General features: G+C 66.4%; 27 protein-coding genes. 7 read left to right on the top strand and 20 right to left on the bottom strand.

All coding sequences use genetic code 11. The features are described from left to right. Nucleotides 1-54 precede the first annotated feature (54 nt). The 4 genes from HNS34_RS17285 to HNS34_RS17300 form a co-directional block, all read right to left on the bottom strand. Nucleotides 55-621, bottom strand: coding sequence for a fasciclin domain-containing protein (locus HNS34_RS17285; RefSeq protein WP_172321345.1), 567 nt, complete (start codon nucleotides 619-621; stop codon nucleotides 55-57). 180 nt (nucleotides 622-801) lie between these two features. Continuing rightward, nucleotides 802-1,371, bottom strand: coding sequence for a fasciclin domain-containing protein (locus HNS34_RS17290; RefSeq protein ID WP_235952788.1), 570 nt, complete (start codon nucleotides 1,369-1,371; stop codon nucleotides 802-804). Between the two features lie 130 nt (nucleotides 1,372-1,501). Next, a complete protein-coding gene (locus HNS34_RS17295) occupies nucleotides 1,502-2,209 on the bottom strand; it encodes an anti-sigma factor (RefSeq protein ID WP_172321346.1) in 708 nt (235 codons plus the stop codon). Then, nucleotides 2,206-2,751 (bottom strand): sigma-70 family RNA polymerase sigma factor, encoded by a 546-nt coding sequence (locus HNS34_RS17300; RefSeq protein ID WP_172321347.1) that lies wholly within the window; start codon nucleotides 2,749-2,751, stop codon nucleotides 2,206-2,208. The genes HNS34_RS17295 and HNS34_RS17300 overlap by 4 nt, the downstream gene beginning before the upstream one ends. A gap of 142 nt (nucleotides 2,752-2,893) precedes the next feature. Between HNS34_RS17300 and cobS the strand changes: the two genes are divergently transcribed. The 7 genes from cobS to HNS34_RS17335 all read left to right on the top strand — a co-directional run bounded on the left by cobS (nucleotide 2,894) and on the right by HNS34_RS17335 (nucleotide 9,832). Beyond that, a complete protein-coding gene (gene cobS / locus HNS34_RS17305; protein ID WP_172321348.1) occupies nucleotides 2,894-3,865 on the top strand; it encodes a cobaltochelatase subunit CobS in 972 nt (323 codons plus the stop codon). A gap of 142 nt (nucleotides 3,866-4,007) precedes the next feature. Continuing rightward, entirely contained in the window at nucleotides 4,008-4,403 is a 396-nt protein-coding gene (locus HNS34_RS17310; RefSeq protein WP_235952789.1) for a thermonuclease family protein, read from the top strand. A gap of 87 nt (nucleotides 4,404-4,490) precedes the next feature. Then, complete coding sequence (locus tag HNS34_RS17315) at nucleotides 4,491-5,159, top strand: hypothetical protein (RefSeq protein ID WP_172321349.1); 669 nt, start codon at nucleotides 4,491-4,493, stop codon at nucleotides 5,157-5,159. A 13-nt stretch (nucleotides 5,160-5,172) separates the two neighbouring features. Further along, nucleotides 5,173-5,442, top strand: a complete 270-nt coding sequence (locus tag HNS34_RS17320; protein ID WP_172321350.1) for a hypothetical protein — start codon at nucleotides 5,173-5,175, stop codon at nucleotides 5,440-5,442. A gap of 48 nt (nucleotides 5,443-5,490) precedes the next feature. Further along, on the top strand, nucleotides 5,491-7,362 hold the full coding sequence (gene cobT / locus HNS34_RS17325; protein WP_172321351.1) for a cobaltochelatase subunit CobT: 1,872 nt from the start codon (nucleotides 5,491-5,493) through the stop codon (nucleotides 7,360-7,362). Between the two features lie 264 nt (nucleotides 7,363-7,626). Further along, a complete protein-coding gene (locus HNS34_RS17330; RefSeq protein ID WP_172321352.1) occupies nucleotides 7,627-9,420 on the top strand; it encodes an aminopeptidase P family protein in 1,794 nt (597 codons plus the stop codon). A 67-nt stretch (nucleotides 9,421-9,487) separates the two neighbouring features. After that, on the top strand, nucleotides 9,488-9,832 hold the full coding sequence (locus tag HNS34_RS17335) for a DUF427 domain-containing protein (protein ID WP_172321389.1): 345 nt from the start codon (nucleotides 9,488-9,490) through the stop codon (nucleotides 9,830-9,832). A gap of 26 nt (nucleotides 9,833-9,858) precedes the next feature. On the opposite strand, the gene HNS34_RS17340 is transcribed toward HNS34_RS17335, so the two are convergent. The 16 genes from HNS34_RS17340 to ftsW form a co-directional block, all read right to left on the bottom strand. Next, the gene (locus HNS34_RS17340; protein WP_172321353.1) at nucleotides 9,859-11,511 is read right to left on the bottom strand and encodes a chloride channel protein; all 1,653 of its coding nucleotides are present in this window, start codon (nucleotides 11,509-11,511) and stop codon (nucleotides 9,859-9,861) included. Between the two features lie 146 nt (nucleotides 11,512-11,657). After that, entirely contained in the window at nucleotides 11,658-13,319 is a 1,662-nt protein-coding gene (gene recN, locus HNS34_RS17345; protein WP_172321354.1) for a DNA repair protein RecN, read from the bottom strand. A gap of 28 nt (nucleotides 13,320-13,347) precedes the next feature. Then, nucleotides 13,348-14,184 (bottom strand): outer membrane protein assembly factor BamD, encoded by an 837-nt coding sequence (locus HNS34_RS17350; protein ID WP_268879107.1) that lies wholly within the window; start codon nucleotides 14,182-14,184, stop codon nucleotides 13,348-13,350. Between the two features lie 130 nt (nucleotides 14,185-14,314). Next, entirely contained in the window at nucleotides 14,315-15,238 is a 924-nt protein-coding gene (lpxC, locus tag HNS34_RS17355) for a UDP-3-O-acyl-N-acetylglucosamine deacetylase (protein ID WP_172321356.1), read from the bottom strand. Nucleotides 15,239-15,524: 286 nt separating this feature from the next. Then, a complete protein-coding gene (ftsZ, locus tag HNS34_RS17360) occupies nucleotides 15,525-17,087 on the bottom strand; it encodes a cell division protein FtsZ (RefSeq protein ID WP_172321357.1) in 1,563 nt (520 codons plus the stop codon). Between the two features lie 250 nt (nucleotides 17,088-17,337). Further along, complete coding sequence (gene ftsA / locus HNS34_RS17365) at nucleotides 17,338-18,672, bottom strand: cell division protein FtsA (RefSeq protein WP_172321358.1); 1,335 nt, start codon at nucleotides 18,670-18,672, stop codon at nucleotides 17,338-17,340. Further along, the gene (locus HNS34_RS17370; protein ID WP_172321359.1) at nucleotides 18,669-19,556 is read right to left on the bottom strand and encodes a cell division protein FtsQ/DivIB; all 888 of its coding nucleotides are present in this window, start codon (nucleotides 19,554-19,556) and stop codon (nucleotides 18,669-18,671) included. Before HNS34_RS17370 ends, ftsA begins: the two co-directional genes overlap by 4 nt. After that, nucleotides 19,544-20,470 carry a D-alanine--D-alanine ligase gene (locus HNS34_RS17375; RefSeq protein ID WP_172321360.1) on the bottom strand — a complete coding sequence of 309 codons (927 nt, stop codon included), beginning with the start codon at nucleotides 20,468-20,470 and terminating at the stop codon, nucleotides 19,544-19,546. Before HNS34_RS17375 ends, HNS34_RS17370 begins: the two co-directional genes overlap by 13 nt. Nucleotides 20,471-20,525: 55 nt before the next feature. Next, nucleotides 20,526-21,470 carry a UDP-N-acetylmuramate dehydrogenase gene (murB, locus tag HNS34_RS17380; RefSeq protein ID WP_172321361.1) on the bottom strand — a complete coding sequence of 315 codons (945 nt, stop codon included), beginning with the start codon at nucleotides 21,468-21,470 and terminating at the stop codon, nucleotides 20,526-20,528. Continuing rightward, nucleotides 21,463-21,777: a Z-ring associated ZapG family protein gene (locus HNS34_RS17385; RefSeq protein ID WP_172321362.1), complete on the bottom strand. Its 315-nt coding sequence runs from the start codon at nucleotides 21,775-21,777 to the stop codon at nucleotides 21,463-21,465. The genes murB and HNS34_RS17385 overlap by 8 nt, the downstream gene beginning before the upstream one ends. Nucleotides 21,778-21,781: 4 nt before the next feature. After that, complete coding sequence (locus HNS34_RS17390; RefSeq protein ID WP_172321363.1) at nucleotides 21,782-22,081, bottom strand: hypothetical protein; 300 nt, start codon at nucleotides 22,079-22,081, stop codon at nucleotides 21,782-21,784. A gap of 4 nt (nucleotides 22,082-22,085) precedes the next feature. Continuing rightward, complete coding sequence (locus HNS34_RS17395) at nucleotides 22,086-22,334, bottom strand: DUF2484 family protein (RefSeq protein ID WP_172321364.1); 249 nt, start codon at nucleotides 22,332-22,334, stop codon at nucleotides 22,086-22,088. After that, nucleotides 22,334-22,588, bottom strand: a complete 255-nt coding sequence (locus HNS34_RS17400; protein WP_172321365.1) for a DUF2484 family protein — start codon at nucleotides 22,586-22,588, stop codon at nucleotides 22,334-22,336. The genes HNS34_RS17395 and HNS34_RS17400 overlap by 1 nt, the downstream gene beginning before the upstream one ends. Further along, nucleotides 22,585-23,994: a UDP-N-acetylmuramate--L-alanine ligase gene (gene murC, locus HNS34_RS17405; protein WP_172321366.1), complete on the bottom strand. Its 1,410-nt coding sequence runs from the start codon at nucleotides 23,992-23,994 to the stop codon at nucleotides 22,585-22,587. Before murC ends, HNS34_RS17400 begins: the two co-directional genes overlap by 4 nt. Nucleotides 23,995-24,044: 50 nt before the next feature. After that, nucleotides 24,045-25,136, bottom strand: a complete 1,092-nt coding sequence (locus HNS34_RS17410; protein WP_235952791.1) for a UDP-N-acetylglucosamine--N-acetylmuramyl-(pentapeptide) pyrophosphoryl-undecaprenol N-acetylglucosamine transferase — start codon at nucleotides 25,134-25,136, stop codon at nucleotides 24,045-24,047. A 7-nt stretch (nucleotides 25,137-25,143) separates the two neighbouring features. Beyond that, nucleotides 25,144-26,310: a putative lipid II flippase FtsW gene (gene ftsW / locus HNS34_RS17415; protein WP_172321367.1), complete on the bottom strand. Its 1,167-nt coding sequence runs from the start codon at nucleotides 26,308-26,310 to the stop codon at nucleotides 25,144-25,146. Nucleotides 26,311-26,469: the final 159 nt, after the last annotated feature.

Raw genomic sequence — 26,469 nt, forward strand, 5'->3', positions numbered from 1 at the left:
GGGGATGGGAGAGTGCCCCGAAGGGGCGCGCGCCGGGCACGTGGCGGCCTGCCCTTAATTGGCGGGCAGCAGCACCGTGTCGATCACGTGAATGACGCCGTTGGACTGACGCACATCGGCGACCGTCACGGTGGCCACGCGGCCGTTTTCATCTTCCAGCGTGATCATGTCGCCATCCATCCGCGCCATCAGCGTGCAGCCGCCGACGGTTTCCACCGGGTAGGCGCCGCCATCATCCTCGATCATGCCCATGATCGCATCCGACATCGCGCTGTCGGCGACCACATGGCAGGTCAGGATGGTTTGCAGCTGCGCCTGGTTCTCTTCCATCATCACCATCTCGACAACGCCGTCGGGCAGCGCCGCGAAGGCTTCATCGGTGGGTGCGAAGACGGTGAACGGACCTTCGCCCTGCAGCGTCTCGACCAGGCCCGCGGCCTGCACGGCGGCCACAAGCGTGGTGTGGATGGGCGAGTTGCTGGCGTTCTCGATGATGTTCATGTCGGCCATCATCTCGGCCCCGCCCACCATCGGGTTGTCGGGGGAATGGGAAGCGGCGAAGGCGGAGCCAGCGCTCAGGATCAGGGCGGCGGCGGTGGTTTTCAGCAAGTTGGTAGTCATGAAAAATCTCTCCTGCGGGGTTGGGAACGCACCCGTTTCGGGCGGTTCTTGTGAGGAACCACGTAGCGGCTTTGCGGGGGTTTCAACGCGGATGACATTGATGTGAAACCGCTCGGCAAGACGGCGCTCGTGTTTGGCTTGCCCGGCGCGGGTTTGCGCCGGGAAAGGGGGATGCGGGTCTTAGCCTTCCGCGGGCAGCAGGACGCGGTCGATCACGTGGATCACGCCGTTGGACTGATCGACATCGGCGATGGTCACTGTGGCCACGCGGCCGCGCGGATCCTCGATCACGATATTGCCGTTCTCCATGCGGCCCGTCATGGTGCAGCCGCCCACGGTGCGGATCGGGTAGGCCCCGCCGGCATTGGAGATCATGCCGGCAATGGCGTCCGACATCGCGTCGGCGGCCACCACATGGCAGGTCAGGACCAGTTGCAGCTGCGACAGGTTTTCCTCCTGCAGAAGGGCGTTGACCAGCCCATCGGGCAGTTCGTCAAACGCGTCGTTGGTGGGCGCGAAGACGGTGAAGGGGCCGGGGCCGGACAGCGTATCGACCAGGCCCGCGGCCTGCACGGCGGCGACCAGCGTGGTGTGATCGGCGGAATTCACCGCGTTCTCGACGATGTTGCGGTTGGCGAACATCTCGGCCCCGCCGACCATCGGGTTGCCCATGGATTGGGCGCTGGCGGCACTGGCGCCGACGCTCAGGATCAGCGCGGCGGTGGTGGTTTTCAGCATTTTCGTAATCATGACAAATCTCTCCTGTTCTCATTTTCCGGACCCGTTCGATCGGGCCCATGAGAGCAATCACGTAGATTGGCCGGAAAGAGTTTCAGGTCGATTGCCCCGGTCTCACGCAATCGTAATCGGGGCGTGATCGTCAGACTTCGCTGACGGCCCCCACGGCCAGAACATCGCCGGTCGGCGCCCCCGTCGGAGAGCCGCCGCGCGGTTCATCCGAGATCGCCAGGACACCGTCTGAAAGGGCCGTCTCAAGTTCGGGCGCAAGCGCCAGCCGTTCGCGGCCCTGGTCGCGGTTCAGAACGCCGAGCGAGATCGGCGCCTCCTCTCCCGCGATCAGCCAAAGTTCGAGGTCACGGCCCGGCCGCGCGTCGCCTTCCTGCCGCTCGAGATAGAGTTCACCGCGCGCCGCGTCATATTGCGCGATCACCACAAGCGAGCCGTCCTCGGCCGCGATCTGTGCCGAATAGGCCGCGTTTTCAGGCGGATAGGCCGGACGCGGTGGCAGGTCGACCACGACCCAGAGCAGCAATGCCGCCAGCAGGAACACCGCCCCGTAGAGCCGCGCGAGGCCAAAGCGCTCGATCCAGCCGGGGCGCGCCGCAGGCGCCGGGAACAGGCGTCCCAGAAGCGCCTTTTCGACGCGAGCGGGCGGCGTGACCTCCTCGACCTCGGACATGGCGATCTCGGCGAAGCGGGACTGCCAGGCGGCAAGCTCTGCCCGCAGATCGGCATCCGACGCCAGCCGGGCCTCGAACGCGCTGCGTTCGGAGCCGGACAGCAGGCCGAGGGCGTATTCCGCCGCCTCGGCGCTGTCTTCTGGCGATATGTCGGGCCGGTCGCTCATGCGGTCAGGCACTCCTTCAGTTTCATCAGGCTGCGGCGCAGCCAGGTTCGCATCGTGTTGATCGGCACGTCGAAACGGCGCGCCAGATCGGCATATGTTTCCCCCTCCAGGTAGGCCCCGCGCACGGCGGCGGCGCGGTCCTGCTCCAACTCGTCCAGACAGCCCGCGATGCGCGCCGCCTCGCCACTGGCCACGGCTTGCGCCTCGGGGCCCGGAGTGGGATCGGACAGGGCCAGATCCTCGACATCGACCCCACCCGATTCACGCGGGCGCTTGCGCAGTCGGTCGATGGCGCTGTTGCGCGCCACGGTGATCAGCCAGGTCATCGGGCTGTGGCCGGTCACGCGGTAACGGTCGGCGCGATGCCAGATCTTGACGAAGACCTCCTGCAGCGCGTCCTCCGCCTCGGCCCTGTCCTTCAACACACGCAGGCAGACGCCGAATAGTTTCGCCGATGTCGCCGCGTAAAGCGCCTGGAAGGCGGCCCGGTCTTTCAGGGCGGTGCGGGCGATCAACCCTTCGATGGCGCTGGCGTCGGTCATGACCCTCATTTGTAAGGCGGATTGCGGCGAAGGCCAGCCATTTCTTGCGCCCGCCCCCCTCTTGCAGCGCGGGGCAATATCAGGCAACAGGGGAAGCTGCAGATCACCCCGCCGCGACACGCCCGCAGAAGTTGAGGATAGCATGGACCAGACCCTGAAACCGACCGAAGATATCTCGGTCCGCGAGATGTTCGGCATCGACACCGAGATGAAGGTCAAGGGCTTTGCCGAGGCGCAGGAGCGTGTGCCGGATATCGACAGCACCTACAAATTCGACCCCGACACCACGCTGGCGATCCTCGCGGGCTTCTCCGCCAATCGCCGGGTGATGATCCAGGGCTATCACGGTACCGGCAAATCGACCCATATCGAACAGGTCGCAGCACGTCTGAACTGGCCGACGGTGCGGGTGAACCTGGACAGCCACATTTCCCGGATCGACCTGATCGGCAAGGACGCGATCAAGCTGCGCGACGGCAAGCAGGTGACCGAGTTTCACGAGGGCATCCTGCCCTGGGCGCTGCGCAACCCCGTTGCCATCGTCTTCGACGAATACGACGCGGGCCGCGCCGATGTGATGTTCGTGATCCAGCGGGTTCTGGAACATGACGGCAAGCTGACGCTGATGGACCAGAACGAGATCATCACGCCGAACCCGTGTTTCCGCCTCTTCGCCACGGCAAACACCGTGGGCCTTGGCGACACGACCGGGCTTTATCACGGGGTGCAGCAGATCAACCAGGCGCAGATGGACCGCTGGAGCCTTGTGGCGACGCTGAACTACCTCAGCCACGACGCGGAAACCGCCATCGTGCTGGCCAAGAACCCGCATTACAACACCGAGAAGGGCCGCCGTCAGATCAGCCAGATGGTGACCGTCGCCGACCTGACGCGCACCGCCTTCATGAATGGCGAGCTGTCGACGGTGATGAGCCCCCGGACCGTGATCAACTGGGCACAGAACGCCGAGATCTTCCGCAACCTGGGCTATGCCTTCCGTCTCAGCTTCCTCAACAAATGCGACGAGTTGGAGCGCCAGACCGTGGCCGAATTCTACCAGCGCTGCTTTGACGAGGAACTGCCCGAAAGTGCGGCCTCGATGAGCATGGGGTAACTTCCCGCCTGGCACCGTGATCCGAATGGGTCGGGGGTCTCCTCCGGCCCATTTTCGTTAACCCTGCGCGCCCGTTGAGCATTCCCTTCCGGGCGCGGGTCGTGTTAACGATTTGTTCATGATTTACCCCAGGCTCGCCTTTTTGTCCCTGCTCTTGCTGCTCTCCTGCAACGCCGTGCCCGAACCCGAGCCCACCTGTCGCGTTACCCGCGTGATCGACGGCGACACGGTCGACATGGCCTGTGGCGGCGGCGCCCCGTTTCGCGCCCGGCTGATCGGGTTCGACACGCCCGAGACATACGAGCCGCGCTGCACCGCCGAGGCCGATCTGGGCCGGCAGGCCACCGACCGTCTTCGGGGCATGGTCGCCACGGCGCGCGCCACGCAGGCCGATCTGGATGGCGAGGACCGCTACGGGCGGCGGCTGGTCCGGCTAGGCATCGACGGGCGGGATGTGGGCGACGGGCTGATCGCCGAGGGCCTCGCGGTTCCCTATACCGGCGGGCGGCGGATCGACTGGTGCGACCGGCTGGGATGAGGCGGGCGCAAGTTCAGGCTTAATCCTGAACCCATTCCGGGGTAGTCTGGCGCTATTCTTCGAGCCCTTTCACCACAGGATATTTCCATGCACCGCACCTTTCTTGCCCTGTCCTTCGCCCTCGCCTCGCCGCTTGCCGCGCAGGACTTGACCGCGCCCGAGGCCGACCTGCTGCCGCGCGTCATCGACAGTCTGTGCATCGACCTGGTCGAGGCGCATAACGGCTGCGAACAGGTCACCCTCATCGCCAATTCGCAGGAACCCGACACCGCCGACCTGATCATCCTGACCGACCGCCGCACCGATCCCGGTGGCGAACCGCTCGCCGTCATTCGCCAGATCGCCTTCAACGGTGCGATGTGGGGCATGTCGCCCACGCTGGAGGCGGGCGAGGATGGCACGCTGCTGCTCAACTCGGAACAGACCGGCATCGGGCGGCACCCGTGGCTGCAAACCCTCAGGATCGCCTATCTGGACGAGGACACAGGTTTCGCCGGCTTCGCGATCATCGGCTATCACTACACCACCTATGACCGGATGTCGGCGGCGGGCTTTACCTGCGATTTCGACATGGGCAGCGGGCAAGTCCGGATGGAAACCTCGATCATGAACCCCGAGACCGAGCAGACGGAGACCACCGAGGAGGAATATGACCTCGCGCCCGCCCGAATGCCGCTGCATCTGTGGCAGGCATTTCAGGAGTCGCCGGGCCCGTGCGGTGACGGGCTGTCACGGTTCTTCGAGACGCAATTCTAAGGGGATCCCCGTCATGAAAATGCTGTTTCTGATCGTCGCCCTCAGCGTCTTCCCGCAAGCCTGCCGCGCCGAGGATCCGCGCATCGCCGAGGCCGAAGCCATCGCCGAGGAGACCTGCGCCTGCGGGCATCTGGTCTGCGCATTCGAGGCCGGAGGCGAATTCATCGAGTCTCGCGGACTGGAGCAGGAGGATTACGAAAACCTCTCGCAAGACGAGATCGACCGCTTCACCGCGGCCTATGACGCCGCCAGCCTCTGCATCCGCCGCCAGATCCTGGAATAGGGGCGAATCCGCTTTTCTTCACGGGGGCCGCGGCCTAGATTGAGGCCCATGAAAAAGCCGACCGACAACCCTGCCGACCCGTTCAAGAAGGCGCTCGCGGAAACCACCCGCGTAATGGCCGACGACCCCGAGCTTGGGGTTACCTATTCGGTCGATCCGCCGGGGCAAACGGGCGATTCCGTGCGCCTGCCGCAGATCAGCCGCCGCATGACGCGCGAAGAGGTTCTGCTGGCGCGCGGCACGGCGGATGCCTATGCGCTGCGCCACCGCTATCACGATGCAGGCACGGCGGCGCGCTATGCCGCGCAGGGCCAGATGGCGCGCGACCTGATGGACGCGATGGAAACCGCCCGCTGCGAGGCCGTGGGTGCGCGCGACATGCCGGGCACGGCCAAGAATATCGACGCCAAGATCGGCAATGAGGCCCGCCGCAAGGGCTATGGCGAGATCTCCCAGGCCGCCGATGCGCCGCTCGCTACCGCCGCCGGTTACTTGATCCGCCACCTTGCCACGGGCCGCGACCTGCCGCCCGAGGCCGCCAACGTGATGGAGCTGTGGCGCGGCTTCATCGAGGATCGCTGCGGCGACACGCTGGAAAACCTGGGCGACGTGCTGGCCGATCAGACCGCCTTTGCCAAGTTCAGCCGTCAACTGGTCGAGGATCTCGGCTATGGCGACCAGTTGGGCGACGATCCCGACGATCTGGACCAGGAGGGCGAGGACGAGGCCGAACCCGATGACGACGATCCCGACAGCACCGGCGAGGCCGAGGAGGATCAGGACGAGCAGGCCGATGCCAACCCCGAACAGTCCCAGGAAGAGCAACAGGATGCCAGCCAGGCCAGCGTCGAGATGGACGATGCGGGCGACATGGAAGAGGCCGAGGAAACCGAGTTGCCCGAAGGCGAATCCCCGCAGGAGCCGCCGCCCCCCGCGCCCCATTCCGAGGCGGATGAGAATTACCAGGTCTACACCACCGAACATGACGAGGAGATCGCCGCCGAGGACCTGGCCGAGCCGCAGGAACTGGAACGGTTGCGCGCCTATCTCGATCAGCAGCTTGAACCGCTGAAAGGCGCGGTCAGCCGCTTGGCGAACAAGCTGCAGCGCCGCCTTCAGGCGCAACAGAACCGAAGCTGGTCCTTCGATCAGGAGGAAGGGATACTGGACGCCGGACGCCTCGCGCGCGTCGTGGCGAACCCGACGACTCCGCTCTCCTTCAAGGTCGAACAGGATACCGAGTTCCGCGATACCGTGGTGACGCTGCTTCTGGACAATTCCGGCTCGATGCGCGGGCGGCCGATCTCGATCGCCGCGATCTGCGCCGATGTTCTGGCCCGCACGCTGGAACGCTGCGGCGTCAAGGTCGAGGTCCTGGGCTTCACCACCCGCGCCTGGAAGGGCGGGCGGAGCCGCGAGGAATGGCTGGCCGGGGGCCGCGCGCAGCAGCCCGGACGCCTCAACGATCTGCGCCACATCATCTACAAGAAGGCAGACGCCCCGATGCGGCGCACCCGCGACAATCTGGGCCTGATGATGAAAGAGGGGCTCCTCAAGGAGAACATCGACGGTGAGGCGCTGGAATGGGCACATCGCCGGATGCTGGCGCGGCAAGAGCAGCGCAAGATCCTGATGGTGATCTCGGACGGCGCACCGGTCGACGATTCCACGCTCTCGGTCAATGCCTCGAATTTCCTGGAGAAACACCTGCGCGACGTGATCGCCATGGTCGAGAAACGCAAGGCGGTGGAACTGCTCGCCATCGGCATCGGCCATGACGTGACGCGCTATTACGACCGCGCCGTGACGATCACGGATGTGGAACAACTGGCCGGTGCGATGACGGAACAGCTTGCCTCGCTCTTCGACAGCGACCCGCGCGCGCGGGCCCGCGTGATGGGGATCAAGCGCGCCTCATAGGGCGTGGGTGGCGGCTACACCTTGTCCTACGGAGCAACCTGAGTGTCCCGGGCGCAGCTCCCTCCTTCTTTGTTCCGAAAATATCCCCGCCGGAGGCTCCAACCGCATTTCCGGGCGATGGCGTTCGTGCATCCAGGTGCCGCCCGGTGCGATCACGACTATTCCACCGCCCCGGGGCACGAAAACCCCCGCGGAGGGGCATTGCATCCCGCCCGCCTTCTGGTGTCTCTTGCGCGGGGCCGATCCAAGCAAGAGGTGCCGCCGATGTTCCAGTCCTTCACCGAAGCCACATCCCCCGATCAGGGCCCGCCCCGGCTGGCCGCCCTGCGCCGCGTGCTGGCGCAAGACGGGCTGGACGGTTTCCTTGTCCCGCGCGCCGACCGGCACCAGGGCGAATATGTGGCGGGGCGCGATGAGCGGCTGGCCTGGCTGACCGGCTTCACCGGCTCCGCGGGGTTCTGCGCGGTGCTGGCGGAAAAGGCGGCTATCTTCATCGACGGGCGCTACAAGGTGCAGGTGAAATCGCAGGTGGCAAGCGACTTTACCCCGGTGAACTGGCCCGAGACCAAGCTGGAGGATTGGCTGGTCGAGGCGCTGCCGAATGGCGGTGCCGTTGGCTTCGATCCGTGGCTGCACACCAGCGCCGAGATCGAGCGGATGGAAAAAGCGCTGAAGCCCGCGCAGATCACCCTGCGCCCGGTCTCCAACAAGATCGACGCGATCTGGGACGACCAGCCGCCCGCCCCCGAGGCCCCCGCCTATGCCTATCCGCCCGAGATCGCGGGCAAGACCTCGGGCGAGAAGCGCGAGGAGATTGCCGGGGCATTGCGCGATGCCGGGCAGAGTGCCGCCGTGCTGACCCTGCCCGACAGCATCGCCTGGCTCCTGAACATCCGCGGCGGCGACCTGCCGCATCTTCCCGTCACTCAGGCTTTCGCGATCCTGCATGCCGACGCCCGCGTCAGCCTGTTCTCGGACCCCGAGAAATTCGACGACCTCGGCCCCGATCCCTCCATCGACCTTGCGCATTGGGACGCGTTCACCCCCGCGCTTGAGGCGCTGACCGGACCCGTCCGCGTCGATCCCGCCACCGCGCCACATCAGGTCAAGCTGATCCTGGACGGCGCGGGCGTCGAGATCGCCAGGGGAGACGATCCCTGCATCCTGCCCAAGGCCCGCAAGACCGAGGCCGAGATTACGGCGACGAAAGCCGCCCATATCCGCGATGGTGTCGCCATGGCGCGGTTCCTGCACTGGCTGGACGACACCGCGCCGGGGGGCGGCCTGACCGAGATCGACTGCGCCCGGAAACTCGAAGCCTTCCGCGAGGAGACCGGCGCGCTGCGCGACATCTCTTTCGACACGATCTCGGCCGCCGGGGCCCATGCCGCCCTGCCGCATTACCGCGTCAGCGAGGCGTCGAACGCGACGCTTACCCCCGGCGAGGTCTATCTTGTCGATAGCGGCGGGCAGTATCTGGACGGCACCACCGACATTACGCGCACGATTGCCATCGGTGAGCCATCAGAGGAGGTCAAATCCGCCTTCACGCAAGTGTTGCGCGGCATGATCGCCATCCACCGGCTGCGCTTTCCCAAGGGGCTGGCGGGGCAACATCTGGATGCCTTCGCCCGCGCGCCGCTTTGGGCCGCGGGGCGCGATTTCGACCATGGCACCGGGCATGGCGTCGGCGTGTTCCTGTCGGTCCATGAAGGCCCGCAACGCCTGTCGCGCATCTCGAAAACCGTGCTGGAACCCGGCATGATCCTGTCCAATGAGCCGGGCTATTACCGCGAAGGCGGCTTCGGCATCCGCATCGAGAACCTGATCGTCGTGCGCACGGCAGAGCCCGTGGAGGGCGGCGATGACCGACCCATGCTGAAATTCGAGACGATCACCTTCGCCCCCATCGACCGGCGGCTGATCGACGCCACCGCGCTCGACCCAGTTGAAAAGGACTGGATTGACGGGTATCACGCACAGGTTGCCGCAAAGATCGGGCCGCACCTACCGCCCGATACGGCAAACTGGCTGAAACACGCAACCGCTCCGTTGTGACACCTGCCTGTCACGACAATAGGCGAGGATTTGCGTCATCCGAACAGGGACGAGAGGAATGAAAGACATGACCACCGAGATCACCATCCGGCCCGCGTCCGGCACCTGGACCGTGCGCGCAGGCGGCGCCGTCCTGGGTGAGACCACAAATGCGCTGGAACTGGTCGAGGGCGATCTGCCCGCCGTCTATTACTTCCCCCGCGCCGATATCGGCATGGCGTTCCTCGATGCCAGCGACACGCGCAGCCATTGTCCGCACAAGGGCGATGCCAGCTATTTCTCGATCGTGACCAAGAGCCAGGTGCTGAAGGATGCCGCCTGGAGCTACGAGGATCCCAAGCCTGAGGTTGCCGAGATCGCCGGCCATCTGGCGTTCTATTCCACCGACCAGGTGACGGTGGAGAAGATCTAGGGCGCGACCGTCTTGCACCGGTTTGTTCACCGATGCTCCTCCGCTGCCGTTGCCGCAAGGGCGCGGTTATAGGCCTTGAGCGCATCGACCTGGTAAAGCGCGCCCTCCAGCACGGGCGGCGCGTTGCCGGGGGCCAGTGTGACGACCGGGATGAAATCCAGCCCGGCGCTTTCGAACACCGGCATGGCGCGTTCCAGCGTGGCCTGCCGGTCGATATATTGCCCCTGCTCGATCAGCGTCAGCAGCGCCTCCTGTGACGCCGTGTTGTCGCCGTCCACGGGCCGCATCACGTTGCCGACGCGAAACATCGACAGGAGATACGCCTGCGGTCCGGCGGCCAGGTGGATATTGCGCCGCTCAAGCTGCGTCAGGAAGTAGGAGCGATGCACCATCCGGCTGGCCAATGCGGTGGAGAGCGAGACCGAGACCATCACCGCCAGCCCGGTCTGCCAGTCGCCGGTCAGCTCGAACACGATCAGCGTGGTGGAGATCGGCGCGCCGAGCACCGCCGCCGCGACCGCCCCCATGCCCGCCAGCGCATAGAGCGTCTCGGACCCTGACACATCGGGGAAAATGCCTGTCGCGATCATGCCGAAGGCCAGCCCGGTCAGCGCCCCGATCATCAGCGAGGGCGAGAATACCCCGCCCCCCATCCGGCCCGCGAAGGTGATGGCAACGGCGATGACCTTGACTATGGCGAAGATGATCGCCTCATGCAGCAGAAGCTGTCCGGTCAGTGCGTCCGAGGTCGTCTCATACCCCACCCCGATGATATGGTGAAAGACAATCGCGATGCCGCCAAGCAGGACACCGGCCAGCGCGGGGCGCAGCCAGCGCGGCATGCCGGTGCGCCGTTGCAGATCATTGCCAATATCCTCGGCCCAGAAGGTCGCCCGCATGAAGACGGCGGCCACGACGCCCGCGACGAGGCCCAGGATCAGGAAGGCCGGAAGCTCCCAGTAAAACTCCAGCGCGCTGTCCGACCCGAGGCTGAACTCGGTCACGTCGCCGAACTCCAGCCGGTTGATGACGGTGCCCGCGACCGAGGCGATGACGATGGGCGCGAAGGCGTTGATGGCGAAATGGCGCAACACCACCTCCAGCGCGAAAAGCGCGCCCGCAATCGGCGCGTTGAACGAGGCCGAGACGGCGGAGGCCACGGCGCAGCCCATCAGGTCGCGGCCCGTGATGCCATTGGCGTTGATCTTGTCCGACACATAGGTCGAGATCACGGCGGCCAGGTGGACCACCGGCCCCTCCCGCCCCGACGACCCACCGGAACTGAGCGTGATCAGCGAGGCCGCCGCCGAGGCCCAACCTTCGCGTTTCTCGACCCGGCCATCGGCCAGCGCCGCGCCCTCGATCACGTCGGCCACGGTGCGCACACGGCCATCGGGGGTGAACCAATGCAGGATGAGGCCGACCACCAGCCCGCCGATCACAGGCAGCATCCAGATCCAGTACCAGGGCAGCCCGGCGGCGAAACTGTGCAGAAGCTGCGTGTCATCGACCCCGTAAAGCGTGGATTGCAGCCACTCGATCCCGCGCCGAAAGAAGAGCGCGGCAAAGCCTGCGGCGATGCCCACCATCAGCGCGATGAACCAAAATTGCACCTGCCCCGGACCGCGCTCGCGCAGCACGCGCCAACTGCGGCGGGCGGCGGAAACGGCGTCTGCCATGGTGCTGGTCAGAAAGGACGGCCGGTCCTGGCTCAATCGGGGTCGCGTCCTCTGGCGCGGTCTGTCCAAGGGGTTCCGTCAAGGCTAGCGGGTTTTACCGGGGCTGCCTATCGGGTGCGGCCCGAAAATCCTGCCCCAAGGCGGGTTTAGCCCGTGGCCGCGGCCGGGAGCAGCGCCTTGGCCGCCGCGCGCGCGGCCTCGGTCACGGTATCGCCCGACAGCATCCGCGCCACCTCATCGACGCGCGCGGAGGCATCCAGAGGCACCACGCGCGACAGCGTCATGCCCCCCGAGACCGCCTTTTCCACCCGCCAGTGATGCGCGCCAAGGGCGGCCACCTGCGGCGAATGGGTGACGACCAGCACCTGGCCATCCTCTGCCAGCGCTTTCAGCCTGCGCCCGACCGCATCCGCCGTGGCCCCGCCGACGCCGCGGTCGATCTCGTCGAAGATCATGGTGAGGCCCGTCGCCCGTTCGCTCAGACAGACCTTCATGGCCAGCAGGAAGCGCGACAGTTCCCCACCCGAGGCGATGCGGTTGAGCGGCCCGGAAGGCGCGCCGGGATTGGTGGCGACGGTGAAGGTCACGGCGTCGGTGCCGGTGGGGCCCGGCGCGTCTTGCGTGATCTGGGTCGAGAACACGGCGCGGTCCATCTTGAGCGGCGCAAGCTCGGCCATGATGCGTTTGTCGAGCGTTCCGGCGGCGGCCTTGCGCGCCGCGCTCAACGCTTCTGCCGCATGTGCGTAGGCCGCATCCGCCGCCTCCAGATCACGGCGCAAACCCCCGATCTGCTTGTCAGATCCGTCCAGCGCCTCCAGCCGCGCGCGCAGATCACCCGCGAAGGCCCCCAGATCGTCCGGGGCCACGTCATGCTTGCGGGCCAATGCGCGCAGCGCGAAGAGGCGTTCCTCGGTCTCTTCCAGCTCATGCGGATTGAAGGACAGCGCATCGGCAAAGCGTTCGGCCCCCTGCTGCGCCTCATCCAGTTCGACCATCGCGCGTTCCAGCGCCGCCATGGCCGCGTCCAGGCCGCCCTCGGCGCGGTCGGCCAGCCCGTCGAGCCAGCGCAGCGCGTCGCCCATGGCGCCCTCTGCCCCCTGGCTGCCAAGCGCCTCGATCGCGCGGGCGAGGTCGGCGCGCATCTTCTCGGCGCCCTGCATCAGGCGGCGGCGGGTATCCAGCGCCTCCTCCTCGCCGGGTTCGGGTGCCAGCGCGTCCAGTTCCGCCACCGCATGGCGCAGGAAATCCTCCTCGGCGCGCATCTCGGCCAGCCGCTCCTGTGCCGCTTGCAGCGCCGTCCTCGCCTGCGACCGTGCCCGCCAAGCAGCCGCGACCTGGCCCCGCGCCTCACCAAGCTGGCCATAATCATCCAGCATCGCGCGATGGCCCTTGGGATCCAGCAGACCGCGGTCATCCTGTTGCCCGTGCAGTTCAACCAGCGTGTCGGACAATTGCCGCAGCACATCGCCCGAGGCGCGGCGGTCATTGACCCAGGCCGTCTTGCGCCCGGCGCCCGTGTTGACACGGCGCAGGATCAGTTCCTCGCCGCTTGGCAACCCTGCCTCGGCCAGCACGCCATGCGCGGGGTGATCGGGGGAGAGGTCGAAGACCGCCTCGACCTCACCCTGCTCGGCCCCGCTGCGCACCAGATCGGCCCGCCCGCGCCAGCCGAGGACGAAGCCGAGCGAGTCGAGCAGGATCGACTTGCCCGCGCCGGTTTCCCCCGTCAGCACGTTGAGACCCGGCTGGAACGCCAGGTCCAGCCGGTCGATGATCAGCATGTCGCGAATGGTGAGGCTGCGCAGCATCCCCTGTCCCTTGATCGGGGGCCCCGGCCTAGAGCCAGGCCCCGCGCACGGTCTGTTGCCAGATCTCGCGCAGCCAGCTTTCGCCCGCTGCCTCCGGTGCCAGGTCCTGGTCGGTCAGCAGGCGGAAGGCATCGTCATAGAAGGGCGAGGCCTGGAAGTTGTAGCCCAGGATGGCGCCCGCGGTCTGCGCCTCGTTTGTCAGGCCAAGCGCGAGGTAGGATTCGACCAGCCGCAGCAACGCCTCGGGCGTATGGCTGGTGGTCTGGAACTCCTCGACCACGACGCGGAAGCGGTTGATCGCGGCGGCGTAGTTCTGACGGCGCAGGTAGTAGCGCCCGATCTCCATCTCCTTGCCCGCAAGATGGTCGAAGGCGAGGTCGAATTTCAGGATCGCCGAGGCGGCATATTCGCTGTCGGGATATTGTTCGATCACGACGCGCAGCGCCTGCAAGGCCTGGAAAGTGATCCCCTGGTCGCGACCGACCTGGTCGATCTGGTCGTAATAGGACAGCGCCAGCAGATATTGCGCATAGGCCGCATCCTCGGTGCCGGGGTAGAAATCGAGATAGCGCTGCGCCGAGGCGCGCGAGTTCTCGTAATCGCGGTCCTGATGATAGGCCATCGTCGCCATGATCAGCGCCCGGCTGGCCCATTCGGAATAGGGGTGCAGGCGTTCGACCTCGATGAACAGTTCCGCCGCGCGGTCGGGGTTGCCCGCCTCAAGCTGCGCTTCGGCCTGCTGGTAGATCGGCTCCGCCTCCAGCTCCTCAAGCGCGATCTCGCGGTTGCGTTCGCGCGCGCCGGAACAGGCGGCCAAGGCCAGAATGAGGGTCAGGGCAAGGCCCGTCTTCCCCGATCTCAGCAAAAAAGCCCCGCCTTTCATCGCCTGCAACCCCATGCGTCAAATACAGCAGGCTTTCACGCCCGCCCTGTCTGGTATCGGTCCTAGCACATTAATTCTGAGGGCAAAACGCCTGAATCGCGTGGGCTGGCGCTCAGGCAACAGCGGCCAGGTCCTGCGGGTGCAGGTTGACGCCGGGAAGGCGCGCCCTTTGACCGGCATCGCATTCCACCAGACGCCAGGCACCGGGCGTCGCGAAGAGCTTGCGCAGAAGCTGGTTGGTCAGCATGTGACCGGCCCGCGTGCCCTCATATTCGGCCAAAAGGGGTGCCCCCGCCAGCGCCAGATCGCCAAGCGCGTCCAGCATCTTGTGACGCACCGGTTCATCCACGTGGCGCAGCCCGCCGGGGCTGGTGATGGCGTCGCCGTCGAACACCACCGCGTTTTCGCCCGGCACGCCGCCAAGCGCCAGCCCGCTGGCCTGCATCGCATCGACATCGGCCTGACGGCAGAAGGTGCGGCTGTCGCAGAGCTCGCGCACGAAATGACCGTTGGAGAGGTCGAGCTCGCGCGCCTGGCGGCCAATCGCGGCGTCGGGAAAGTCGATCTCGAACCGGATCTTGAGGCCGTCGGAAGGCTTGAGCGTCGCCACCGCATCGCCGGAGCGCACCGTCACCGGCGTCAGCACCTCGATCGCGTGGATCGCGGCACCTTGATCCTGCACGCCGCGCGCAAGGAAGCCGCGCACGAAATGCGCCGAGGAGCCATCCATGATCGGCACTTCCGGCCCGTCGATCTCGATCATCGCATTATGGATGCCGCATCCGGCCAGTGCCGCCATGACATGTTCGACGGTCGAGACCTCGACGCCCGCCTCGTTGCGCAGTTTGGTACATAGCTGGCTTGGCGGAACCATGTCGTAGCGGGCGGGGATCAGCGTGTCGCCATTCTCGATTTCGGTGCGGCGGAACCAGATGCCGAAGGAGGCGGCGGCGGGATGCACCGTCATGCGCACAGGACGCCCGGAATGGAGGCCCATCCCGGAGAACTGAACGGAAGATCTGAGTGTTGCCTGCACGGGGGAACCCTGCCTGTCATTTCCTGAACCTGGGGACAGAGGGGTGCCATTCGGCCTGCCTGATCTGTCCCGGCGCATCTGCAATCTGTCCCGCAGAGGGCGCTGATCGTGAAATAGCCCCCGCGGGAATTAATCTCAATTCAACCTTTGTGACGTGCTGCAACAAAGCGGAAAACTGTCGGCAAATTCTTGCCACCCTGTGCAATAGCGCCCTGCACAACCCTGAAAACAAAAGAAAACGGCCAGCGCGGGGGCTGGCCGTTTCCGATACGTCACCTTTGGTAAATCAGTTCGCCTGACGCCGCAGGAAGGCCGGGATTTCGATGCGCTCCTGATCGGGATCGACGCTGTCATCCTCCTGCGGCGCGGGCCGCGCGGACATGTTCGGCTGGCGGCGCGGCTGTGCCACGGGCGCGTCCTCGGCATGGCCGGTCATGCGGTTGATCAAGGAATTGATGCCGAAGGGCTTGCGCGCGCCCTGCCCCTCTTCCGCCGCGGGGCGGGGTGCGGGGCCTGCCGCGCGATGCGGATTGTCGCGCGAAATGGCGTCCTTCAGCCGGGCCAGCGTCTCGGGCGACGGCGCGCCCGTGCGGTGCCGGGGGGCGACATAGTCTTCGGCTTCCGGCTCGGCTTGCTGCTGCGCGACCTCCTGGGTCTGCTCGGGCTCGGGGCGGTAGGCGGGGGCCGGAACCTCGTCGTCGTCGAACAGATCCTCGGCCTGCTCATGCGCGGTTTCGCGGTCCATCTCGTTGAACAGGCTCGGCTCGGGCGCGGTTTCAACCGGCTCGGGCATGGCCACGGCGGCGGCGGTGCCACCCACTTGCGACACCGGGGCCGAGGGAACGGTGCGGCGGATCGGGGCGGGCATGTCATGCATCACGTCCACCGCGTCGATGCCGGTGGCCACGACCGAAACGCGCATCTGGCCTTCCATGTTGGTATCGAGGGTCGAGCCGACGATGATATTGGCCTCGGGGTCCACTTCCTCGCGGATGCGGTTGGCGGCCTCATCCAGCTCGAACAGGGTCAGGTCATAGCCGCCGGTGATGTTGATCAGCACGCCCTTGGCGCCTTTCAGGCTGATCTCATCCAGGAGCGGGTTGGCGATGGCACGCTCGGCGGCCTGGACGGCGCGATCCTCGCCCTCGCCCTCGCCGGTGCCCATCATGGCCTTGCCCATCTCGTTCATCACGGCGCGGACATCGGCGAAATCGAGGTTGATCAGGCCGGGGCGCACCATCAGGTCGGTGACCCCCTTGACGCCCTGGTAGAGCACGTCATCGGCCAGCGCGAAAGCCTCGGTGAAGGTGGTCTTCTCATTGGCCAGGCGGAACAGGTTCTGGTTCGGGATGATGATCAGCGTATCGACGACCTTCTGCAGCGCCTCGATGCCCTCATCGGCCTGGCGCATCCGCTTGGCGCCCTCGAACTGGAACGGCTTGGTGACGACGCCGACAGTCAGGACACCCAGTTCGCGCGCGGCCTGTGCGATGATCGGAGCAGCCCCGGTGCCGGTGCCGCCGCCCATGCCGGCAGTGATGAAGCACATATGCGCGCCGACCAGGTGATCGACGATGGTCTCGATGCTTTCCTCGGCGGCGGAGGCGCCAACGGCGGGGCGCGCACCGGCCCCCAGACCTTCCGTCACCTTCGCGCCCATCTGGATGCGCGATTGCGATTTGGACTGTTGCAGGGCCTGCGCGTCGGTATTGGCGACCACGAATTCGCAGCCGTCCAGCTCCTGGTCGATCATGTTGTTGACCGCGTTGCCACCGGCCCCACCCACACCGAAGACAGTGATACGGGGCTTCAGGTCCGGCTGGTCAGCCAAGGTAAGGTTCAGTGTCATGGATTTTGTCCGCCTGTAGTGTTTCGTTCTGGCCCCGATCTTGCCGTCGGATCACCGGTTTCTGCCTTGTTTGACAGCGATGCTACCGCGTTAACCCCGGCAGGTCACGCGAAAATTGGCGGAAAACGTCGAAATATGGGGCCAAATTAAGGCGCGTTAGCGGGATTTTGCCGGTCCCCCCTGCATATAGCGTAAACCGACCAGCCCCGCACCATGGGTGCGGGGACGGGAATCGGCACTGGCGCGACACCTACCAGTTGTCGCGGAACCATTTCACGGCGCGTTTCAGCGACCGTGCCGGGTAGCGGTCGGCGGGCACCTCGAAGTCCCACCATTCGTCCTGCGGATAGGCGGCGAAAAGCGCCAGGCCCACGCTGGCCGAGAAAGCCGGCCCGCAGGCCGATTGCGGCAGGCCCTGCACCCGCAGGGGCCGCCCGAGCCGGACCTGGTTGCCCAGGATGCGGCTGGCCAAGGCATCGAGCCCGGGGATCTGGCTGGCCCCGCCGGTCAACACGATGCGTTGCGACGGCAGGTGGTCAAAGCCTGCATCCTCCAGGATGGCGCGCACCTCCTCCAATATCTCCTCGACACGCGGGCGCATGACGCCGATCAGTTCGGCCCGGCTGATCGTGCGCCGGTCATGTTCCCAATCGCCGGTGTCGCTTTCCAGCTCGATCCGCTCGCGGTCATCCATGCCGGTGGCAACAAGCCCGCCAAAGCGGGTCTTGATGCGCTCGGCATCGCCTGCGGGGATCTGGAGCCCCTGGCTGATGTCCTGCGTGACGTGATCGCCGCCCATGCGCACGGTATCGGCGTAGATCATGTGTTTCTTGATGAAGATCGACACGCCCGTGGTGCCGCCGCCCAGGTCGATGCAGGCCGCGCCAAGTTCCTGTTCATCCTCGACCAGGCTGGAAATGCCCGCCGCGTAGGGCGACGAGGCGATCCCGGCCAGTTCGAGGTCGCAGCGCTTGACGCAGCGCAGGATGGTCTCGATGGCATGGCTGTCGATGGTCAGCATGTGCATGTCGGCGCTGAGGCGGTTGCCGACATGGCCGCGCGGATCCTTCAAGCCCGAGCGATGATCCAGCGCGAAATTCACCGGCTGCGCGTGCAGCACCTCGCGCCCCTCGCCGATATCGGGCAGATCGCAGGCCGCCAGCGCGCTGGCAACGTCGCTTTCGGACACGGTGCCGGTTTGCAGGGAGACCTCGCCCACCAACCCGTAGGAGCGTGGACGCGCACCCGCGAAGCTGACGATGACGTGATCGACGCGCATATTGGCCATCTTCTGCGCCGCCTGCACCGCGGTGCGGATGGCACATTCGGTTTCCTGGACCATGTCGATCTCGCCGAACTTCACCCCGCGCGACTTGGTGGTGGCGGCCCCGATGACGCGGAAATTGCTCTGCCCCGCCATCGCGCCGACGCCATCCGCGGCCAGCAATTCGTCCGAGCTGTCGAAGCGCAGCACCAGGCAGGACGTCTTGTAGCTGCCGATATCCAGGATCGCGATGACGCCGCGGCGCAGGGCCTCCTGGCGTTTCGCCCGCATCGCCCGCTGTGAATGATACAGCATACTCATCCCTGATGATCTCCCAATATCTCGGTCTCCCGCATGCGTCGCAGCTCGGCCAGCGCATCGGGGGTCAGTTGCAGCACGGTGCGCGACGGATCGCGCAGATCGACACGCAGGATGTCGCGGTCGAGAAGTTCCTGGGCATCGTCCTGGGCAAGCACCCAGTCCAGCGCCGGGGCAGGATCGGTTTCGGGCAGCTGGATGCGGATGCCATCCGTCAGCACGACATCCCACCGGCGTTCCCCCATCCGCACGAGGCCGCGCAGACGCTCGCCAAGCGGTTCGGCGGTCTCGAAGAGGGCCAGCGCCTGCGCCGCGGCCTCGTTCGCACGGTCGCCCGCGATGACGGGCAGGTAGTCGAGATCGGGGCGCGCCAGCAGGGGGGCCACGCGTTCGCCTTCCGCATCGACCAGCCACAGCCCCTCGCGCGCCTGCCAGACCAGGACCGGGCGGCGCTCGGTCACGGTGACGGCCAGTTCCCCGCCCGAGCGGATGCGGATCTCGGCCACCGAGACGGCGCGGATGTTCTCAACCCTGCGGCGCAGCCCTTCCAGGTCCAGATCGAACGAAGACAGCGGGAAATCGGGCGAGACGGTGGCCCGGATTTCTTCCGCCAGCACCGGCGAGGCGCCGGTGATCGACATGAAGTTGACGCGAAACTCGGGCCGGTCCTCGATCGAGCGGCGCAGCTCGGCCACGCTGTCTTGCAGGCGCAGCACATTCGCGGGGTCCGAGATATAGACGCCGCCCAGGGCCACCACGGCAAAGGCCGGAACCCCCACCCGCAGGACCGAGCGGAAGATCGGTGTCAGCCACAGCCGTTGAACGCGGTAGGCCCACCGGGAGGGGGCCGGATCATGAGCTTGACGGCGGCGGATCAACGGTCGCATGAGGCATCCTCCACCATCCAGGCGCACATCCGGCCAAACGAAATCCCCACCGCCGCGCCCTGCTCGGGCGACAGCGACGTGGGCGTCATGCCGGGCTGCGTGTTGACCTCCAGCACGATGAGGCCATCGAGCCCCTGCGCCTCGTCCCACCGGTAGTCGATCCGGCTGAGACCCCGGCAGCCAAGCGCGTCATGCGCGGTCACGGCCATCTCCATGCAGGCGTCGTAGATCGGTGCGGGAATATCGGCGGGCACCACATGGCGCGAGCCGCCGGGCTTGTATTTCGCATCGTAATCATACCAGCCATCGGTCAGGATATCGGTCACGCCAAGCGCCCGGTCGCCCATCACCGTGGTGGTCAGTTCGCGCCCCGGCGCGTAGGTCTCGACCATCACCTGATCGGGCATCTCCGCGCCCAGTTGCGGCGGGCTGTTCGCGCCCTCCATCACCAGGTAGACCCCGACCGAGGAGCCTTCGTTATTGGGTTTCACCACATAGGGCGCGTCCATCATGTGGCGGGCCATCACGTCCGGTTTCGCGGCGATCAGGCTATCGGCCACGGGGATACCGGCGGCGCGGAAGGTGGCCTTGGAGCGCTGCTTGTCCATCGCCAGCGCCGAGGCCAGCACGCCGGAATGGGTGTAGGGGATGCGCAGCCATTCCAGGATACCCTGCACGCAGCCATCCTCGCCCCATCTTCCATGCAGGGCGTTGAAGGCGACATCGGGTTTCAGATCGGCCAGACGCGTGGCGAGGTCGGGGCCGGCATCGACCTCGATCACGTCAAATCCCTCGTCCCGCAGCGCGGCCGCGCATTCATGCCCTGACGACAGAGACACCTCGCGCTCAGCCGAGGGTCCGCCCATCAATACCGCAACTTTGGGGGGTGTTCTGCCCGAACGTACCGCCACCATCGCCTCTTTCAGCCCCAGGGCTTTTGCGCCCTTATCGGCTTGTTATTCTCGCCGGTTATTCCGGCTTCGTCGCACGGACCGCATCGCCGACCCGCTTGATTTCCCATACTAGCTCTATTCCGCTGTTTTGGAAAACCCTTTTTCGGACCTCCTCGCCCAGGGATTCGAGGTCATGCGCCGTGGCCCCGCCCGCGTTGAGCAGGAAATTGCTGTGTTTCTCGGACATCTGGGCGCCGCCTTGCCGGGCCCCGCGCATCCCCGCCTCGTCGATCAGTTTCCAGGCCTTGAGGTCATGGGTGTCGTCATCGCGTCCCGTGCTGGAAAACCCCGCCGGGTTGCGGAAGGTGGAGCCTGCGCTGCGTTCTTTCGTCGGCTGCGTCGCGTCGCGCTTGGCCAGTTGATCCTGCATCCGCGCCTCCAGCGCCTCCGGGTCGCCGGGATCCGCATGGAATGTGACCGAGGTGACCACCGCGCCTTCGGGCAGGTCGGTCTGGCGGTACTGGAAATGGATGTCGTCGGGCGTCAGCGTCACGGCCGTGCCGTCGCGCAGCACCGCCTCGGCGCTCTGGAAATGATCCGCGACGTAAGAGCCATAGCAGCCCGCATTCATGACAAGCGCGCCGCCGATGCTGCCCGGAATGGTGCGCAGGAAGGTCAGGTCAAGGCCGGCACTGGCCGCCTTGCGTGCGACATGGGCATCCAGCGCCGCCGCGCCCGCCGTGACGGTCCCCTGGCCCGTGTCGATCCTGTTGAAACCTCGGCCAAGCCGGATGACGACCGCGCGCAGCCCCCCGTCGCGGATGATGAGATTGGACCCGACGCCGATGGGAAAGACCGGGATGGCGGGGTCGAGGGCCTTGAGGAAATCCGACAGGTCGTCCGCATCCGCGGGCTGGAACAACACATCCGCCGGCCCGCCGACACGCAGCCAGGTCAGGTCCGACAGGTCGCGGTCACGGGTCAGGCGGCCTCGGGTTTCGGGAAGGGCAAGCTCACTCATCGCGTGGGGGCCCTGCCCGCACCGCGCGGCGTCCGCGCATTCCGAACCAGCCCGCGAGGATCGAGGCCGCCAGCGCGGGGGCGAGGAAGATCCAGGACAGGAACACATAGGCCGCCCGGCTGAAGCCGTCCTGCTCCAACCCCGCCAGCGCCCCGAGCGCGGGGATCAGGAACAGCAGCAGCGCGCCGACAAGGGCCGCCCAAAGCAGCCACAGGATCGCGCCCGAGGTGAAGCGGCCCAGGAAGAACCCGGCAACGGCCCCAAGGACCAGGCTGGCGATGACATAGGTGATGACGGTCACGTCCATCGCGCTACCCTTTCCCGGCGCGCCTGCGCTGCCTCAGCCCCAAAGCGCCGAGCAGCACCGCCCCCGCCAGCCCCGGCGACAGGGCGCTGTAGGCCACGATCCGGTTGCCGCGCGTATCGTCGCCCAGGATCGCCGAGGTGTCGACGCCGATCGCAGGCAGGACCAGCATCCCGAGGATCGCAGCACCCAGGAGCAGGCAGAATATCACCAGCGGCAACCGTCCGACCGCGCGGCCAAGGATATATCCGACGATGCCGCCGACCCCGAAATAGACCGCCATGACCAGGACGATGACAAGAACCATCGCGCTACCCCTGCAAGAACCGCCGCCGCAGCCAGCGGCCCGCATAGAAGACCGGCCAGCGCAGGACGGAGATTCCGGCGGCCAGCATCACGAACCCCCAGACCGGCCCGACCTGCCATGTGACATAGCCCAGGATCGGAATGCCGGTGGCGATCAGGCACACGGCCGCGGGCCAATGAACGCGGGCCGGCGCGAGCCCCAACAGGCAGGCGGTCAGGCCCCAGAGGCTGGCAAGGGGCAGCGACAGCGGCATCAGCTTGCTCCCTCGCGCATCCGCGTCATGAGGCGGCGCGCGAAATAGGCCAGCGGACGGCGGAACATCGAGACGATCCCCGCCACCACCAGCGCCACGATCCAGGGCCCGTGCTGGACCCCGATGAAGACCAGCAGGGGAAGTGCCAGAACCAGAAGCACAATCCCCGGCGCGAATTGCAGCCGCATCGGCAGGAAGGCAAGAGCCGTCGCCAGGATCGCCCAGACAGAGGCAAGGATCAGCGACAGCGTCATGCGGCGGCTCCCTTCTTCAGGCGCTCCGGCAGGCCATGCGCCCAGGAACTGATCGTGCCCGCCCCGAGGCAGACCACCATGTCACCGGGCCGCGCCTGTTCGCGCACGAGGCGCGCCAGGTCATCCTCGTCCAGGATGGCACGGGCGTGGCGGTGACCATGGGCCACCAGCCCCGCGACCAGATCGTCGCGGCTGGCGCCCTCGATGGGCTCTTCGCCCGCCGCGAAGACCTCGGCGATGGCCACCACGTCGGCCTCGTTGAAACAGGCGCAGAACTCCTCGAAGAGGGAATGCAGCCTTGTGTAGCGATGCGGTTGATGCACCGCGATGACGCGGCCCTCGCAGGCCTGGCGCGCGGCTTTCAGCACGGCGGCAATCTCGACCGGGTGATGGCCGTAATCGTCGATGATGGTGACGCCCTCCACCTCGCCCACCTTGGTGAAGCGGCGGTTGACGCCCTTGAAATTGGCCAGGGCCGCGCGGATCTCGGCGTTCTTCATGCCCAGGTGACGGGCCACCGCGATGGCCGAGAGCGCGTTCGAGACGTTGTGATCGCCCGGCATCGGCAGGCGGCAATCCTCGATTACCATATCCTCGGCGCGCAGCACCACGTCGAAATGCGCCACGCCGCCCTTGTAGGTCAGGTTCACCGCGCGCACATCGGCCTGCGCGTTGAAGCCATAGGTGATCACGCGCCGGTCTGTGATCTTGCCGACGAGGCTCTGCACCTCGGGATGGTCGGTGCAGCAGACCGCGAGCCCGTAGAACGGGATGTTGGAGACGAAATCCAGGAACCCCTGCCTGAGCGCGTCGAAGCTGCCCCAATGCTCCATATGCTCTGGGTCGATATTGGTGACGATGGCGATGGTCGCGGGCAGGCGGTTGAAACTGCCGTCGGACTCGTCGGCCTCGACCACCATCCATTCGCCCTGCCCCATGCGCGCGTTGGAGCCATAGGCGTGGATCACGCCGCCATTTATCACGGTCGGATCGACCCCGCCCGCATCCAGCAGCGTCGCCACCATGGTCGTGGTCGTGGTCTTGCCATGGGTGCCCGCGATGGCGATGTTGGATTTCAGCCGCATCAGTTCGGCCAGCATCTCGGCCCGGCGCACGACCGGCAATCCTTGGGCGCGGGCGGCGTCCTTTTCCGGGTTGCCATCCTTGATCGCGGTCGAGATCACGACGACCTCGGCCCCTTCGAGGTTTTCCGCCTTCTGCCCGATGAAGATGCGCGCGCCCAGGGATTCCAGCCGCTCGGTGATTTTCGAGGGTTTCAGGTCCGAGCCCTGCACTTCGTAGCCATGGTTCAAAAGCACCTCGGCGATGCCCGACATGCCGATACCGCCGATGCCGACGAAATGGATGGCCCCCAACTGGGTCGGCAGTTTTGTCGCTGCGTTCATGGTGCTTGGTCCTCTGGCGGGCCAACGGGCCCATATGTCATGCTGTATATTCATGGATGTGCAAGCCTTTCCACAAGGGCCACCAGACGATCCGTCGCGTCCGTGATGCCGGATTGGGTCGCGGCACGGGCCATTTGCTGCGCCAGGTCGGGCTGGCTGAGGACGGTGTAGATCGCCTCGGCCAGCGTCTCGGGCGACAATTCCTCCTCGCTCAGACGCAGCGCCGCGCCTGCATCGACCAGGCCTTGCGCATTGGCGCTCTGGTGATCGCCGGTCGCGGCGGCAAAGGGGATCAGCACCGAGGGCCGCCCGATGACGGATATGTCGGCCACGGAGGAGGCGCCCGCGCGGCTGATCACAAGCTGCGCTTCGGACAGGCGCCGGGGGATGTCGCGGAAGAAGGGCTCGACCTCGCAGGGCACGCCGGTCTCATAGTAGGCGGCGATGACGCGGTCCTGATCCTCGGGGCGGGCCTGTTGCGCGATGCGCAGGTGTTGCCGGATCTCCTCGGGCAGCAGTGCGATGGCCGCGGGAACCGTATCGGCCAGGATGCGCGCGCCCTGGCTGCCGCCGATGGCCAGCAGGCTCATCGGGTAATCGCCGGGGGTGATATAGGCCGCGCCCGCCCGCTCCAGCACCGCCGCGCGCACCGGGTTGCCGGTGTGCTCATGGGTGGTGCCCTCGGGCAGATCGGTGGGCCAGGTGCCGCAGGCGACCATCTGGACGCGGCGCGCAAAGAGCTTGTTGACCCGGCCGAGCACGCCGTTTTGCTCATGGATCATGCGCGGGCGGCGGGTGATATACGCGGCGGCCAGCGCCGGGATCGTCGGATAGCCGCCGAACCCCACCACGATGGCCGGCCTTTCCCGCATCATGCGCAAGGTGGCGGAAAGGATGCCGCCCAGGATCTTGAACGGCGCGGTGATCTTGCCCGCCACGCCACCGCGCGCGAAACTGGCGGAGGCGACCTGGACCACCTCGACCACATGCGGAAACCCGCCCGCATAGCGCGCGCCGCGGGCATCGGTCGACAGCCGCACCCGCCAGCCCTTGCGGATCATCGCCTCGGCCAGCGCCTGCGCCGGGAACATGTGCCCGCCCGTGCCGCCCGCCGCGATGATCATGAGAGGATTGCCCGACATAGCCGCCTCATCCGCGCCGCTGGAAAAGAATGTCCGAGATGTCGCCCTGCGGACGCGACCGGGTGAAGGCCAGAAGCATACCCACCGCAACCCCCGTCGCGATCAGGCTGGAGCCGCCATAGGAGACAAATGGCAGCGTCATGCCCTTGGCGGGCAGAAGCCGCACGGCGACGCCCATGTTGATGATCGACTGCAACGCGAAGACGGCGGCCAGCCCGGCCCCCGCAAGCCGCGTGAAGGGGTCGCGCTCGCGCATTAGGCGGAAGAACCCCCGCAGCGCCACGATGGCAAAGAGCGCGATGATCAGCAGGACCAGGACCAGCCCGTATTCCTCGGCCGCAACCGCGATGATGAAATCGGTATGGGCATCGGGCAGCGTCCATTTGACCGACCCCTCGCCAAGCCCGGTGCCGAAGAATCCGCCCTCGCGGATGGCGTTTTCGGCATAGGCCAGCTGCGTGTTGGGATCGACCTCGGCGGACAGGAACCCGTCGATCCGCCGCGCCACATGCTCGACCGTCGTATAGGCCAGGATGCCACCGCCCGCGACGATGATCGAGATCAGGCCGAGGATCCAGATCGGCGCCCCGGCGACGAAATAGATCACCATCCAGGAAAAGAGGACCAGCGCCCCCTGCCCGTAATCGGGCTGCATCACCAGGAACCCCACAACAACCGTCATCACGATCAGCGACAGCGTCTTGCCGGGGGGGCCGTTGATCTCCTGGCTGGCGGCGACCATCCAGGCGGTGAAGATAATGAAGACGGGTTTCAGGAATTCCGAGGGTTGCACCGACGCAAATCCAAGCGAATACCAGCGCGCCGCGCCCTGCCCGTAATCGGTGCCGAAAACCGGCAACAGCGCCAGCGAGGCGAAGGCCCCGAAAAAGCCGAGCACGCCAAGGCGGCGCACCTGTTGCGGGCTCATCATCGAGGTCAGGATCATGGCCACGAAAGCCAGCCCGCCGAAGAACGCCTGCCGGTAGACATAGTAGAACGGATCGAGCCCGTTGCGCGCGGCCAAGGGCGGCGAGGCGGCGAAGCCAAGCAGCAATCCGATCAGGAAAAGAGTGAAGATACAGGCCAGCGTGACCCTGTCGACGGTCCGCCACCACCGCGGCAGAATCGCCTCGCCCGATTGCACAAGTACTGTGCCATGCGCCATTTCCGTCATGGGTTCCGCCCGATACTGCCTCTGCCTGTCCGGTTTTGTCCCGGATCTGGGGGCAAGCCTAACGCGAAATGCCGCGCGGGGCCAGAGAAATGGCACATCTCCGCCGGTTGGCCGGACGAATCTCGACAGCCCGCCCCATTCCGTGGAAGCCTTGCTGCA

It is taken from the genome of Alterinioella nitratireducens, assembly GCF_013155465.1.
Classification (GTDB): domain Bacteria; phylum Pseudomonadota; class Alphaproteobacteria; order Rhodobacterales; family Rhodobacteraceae; genus Alterinioella; species Alterinioella nitratireducens.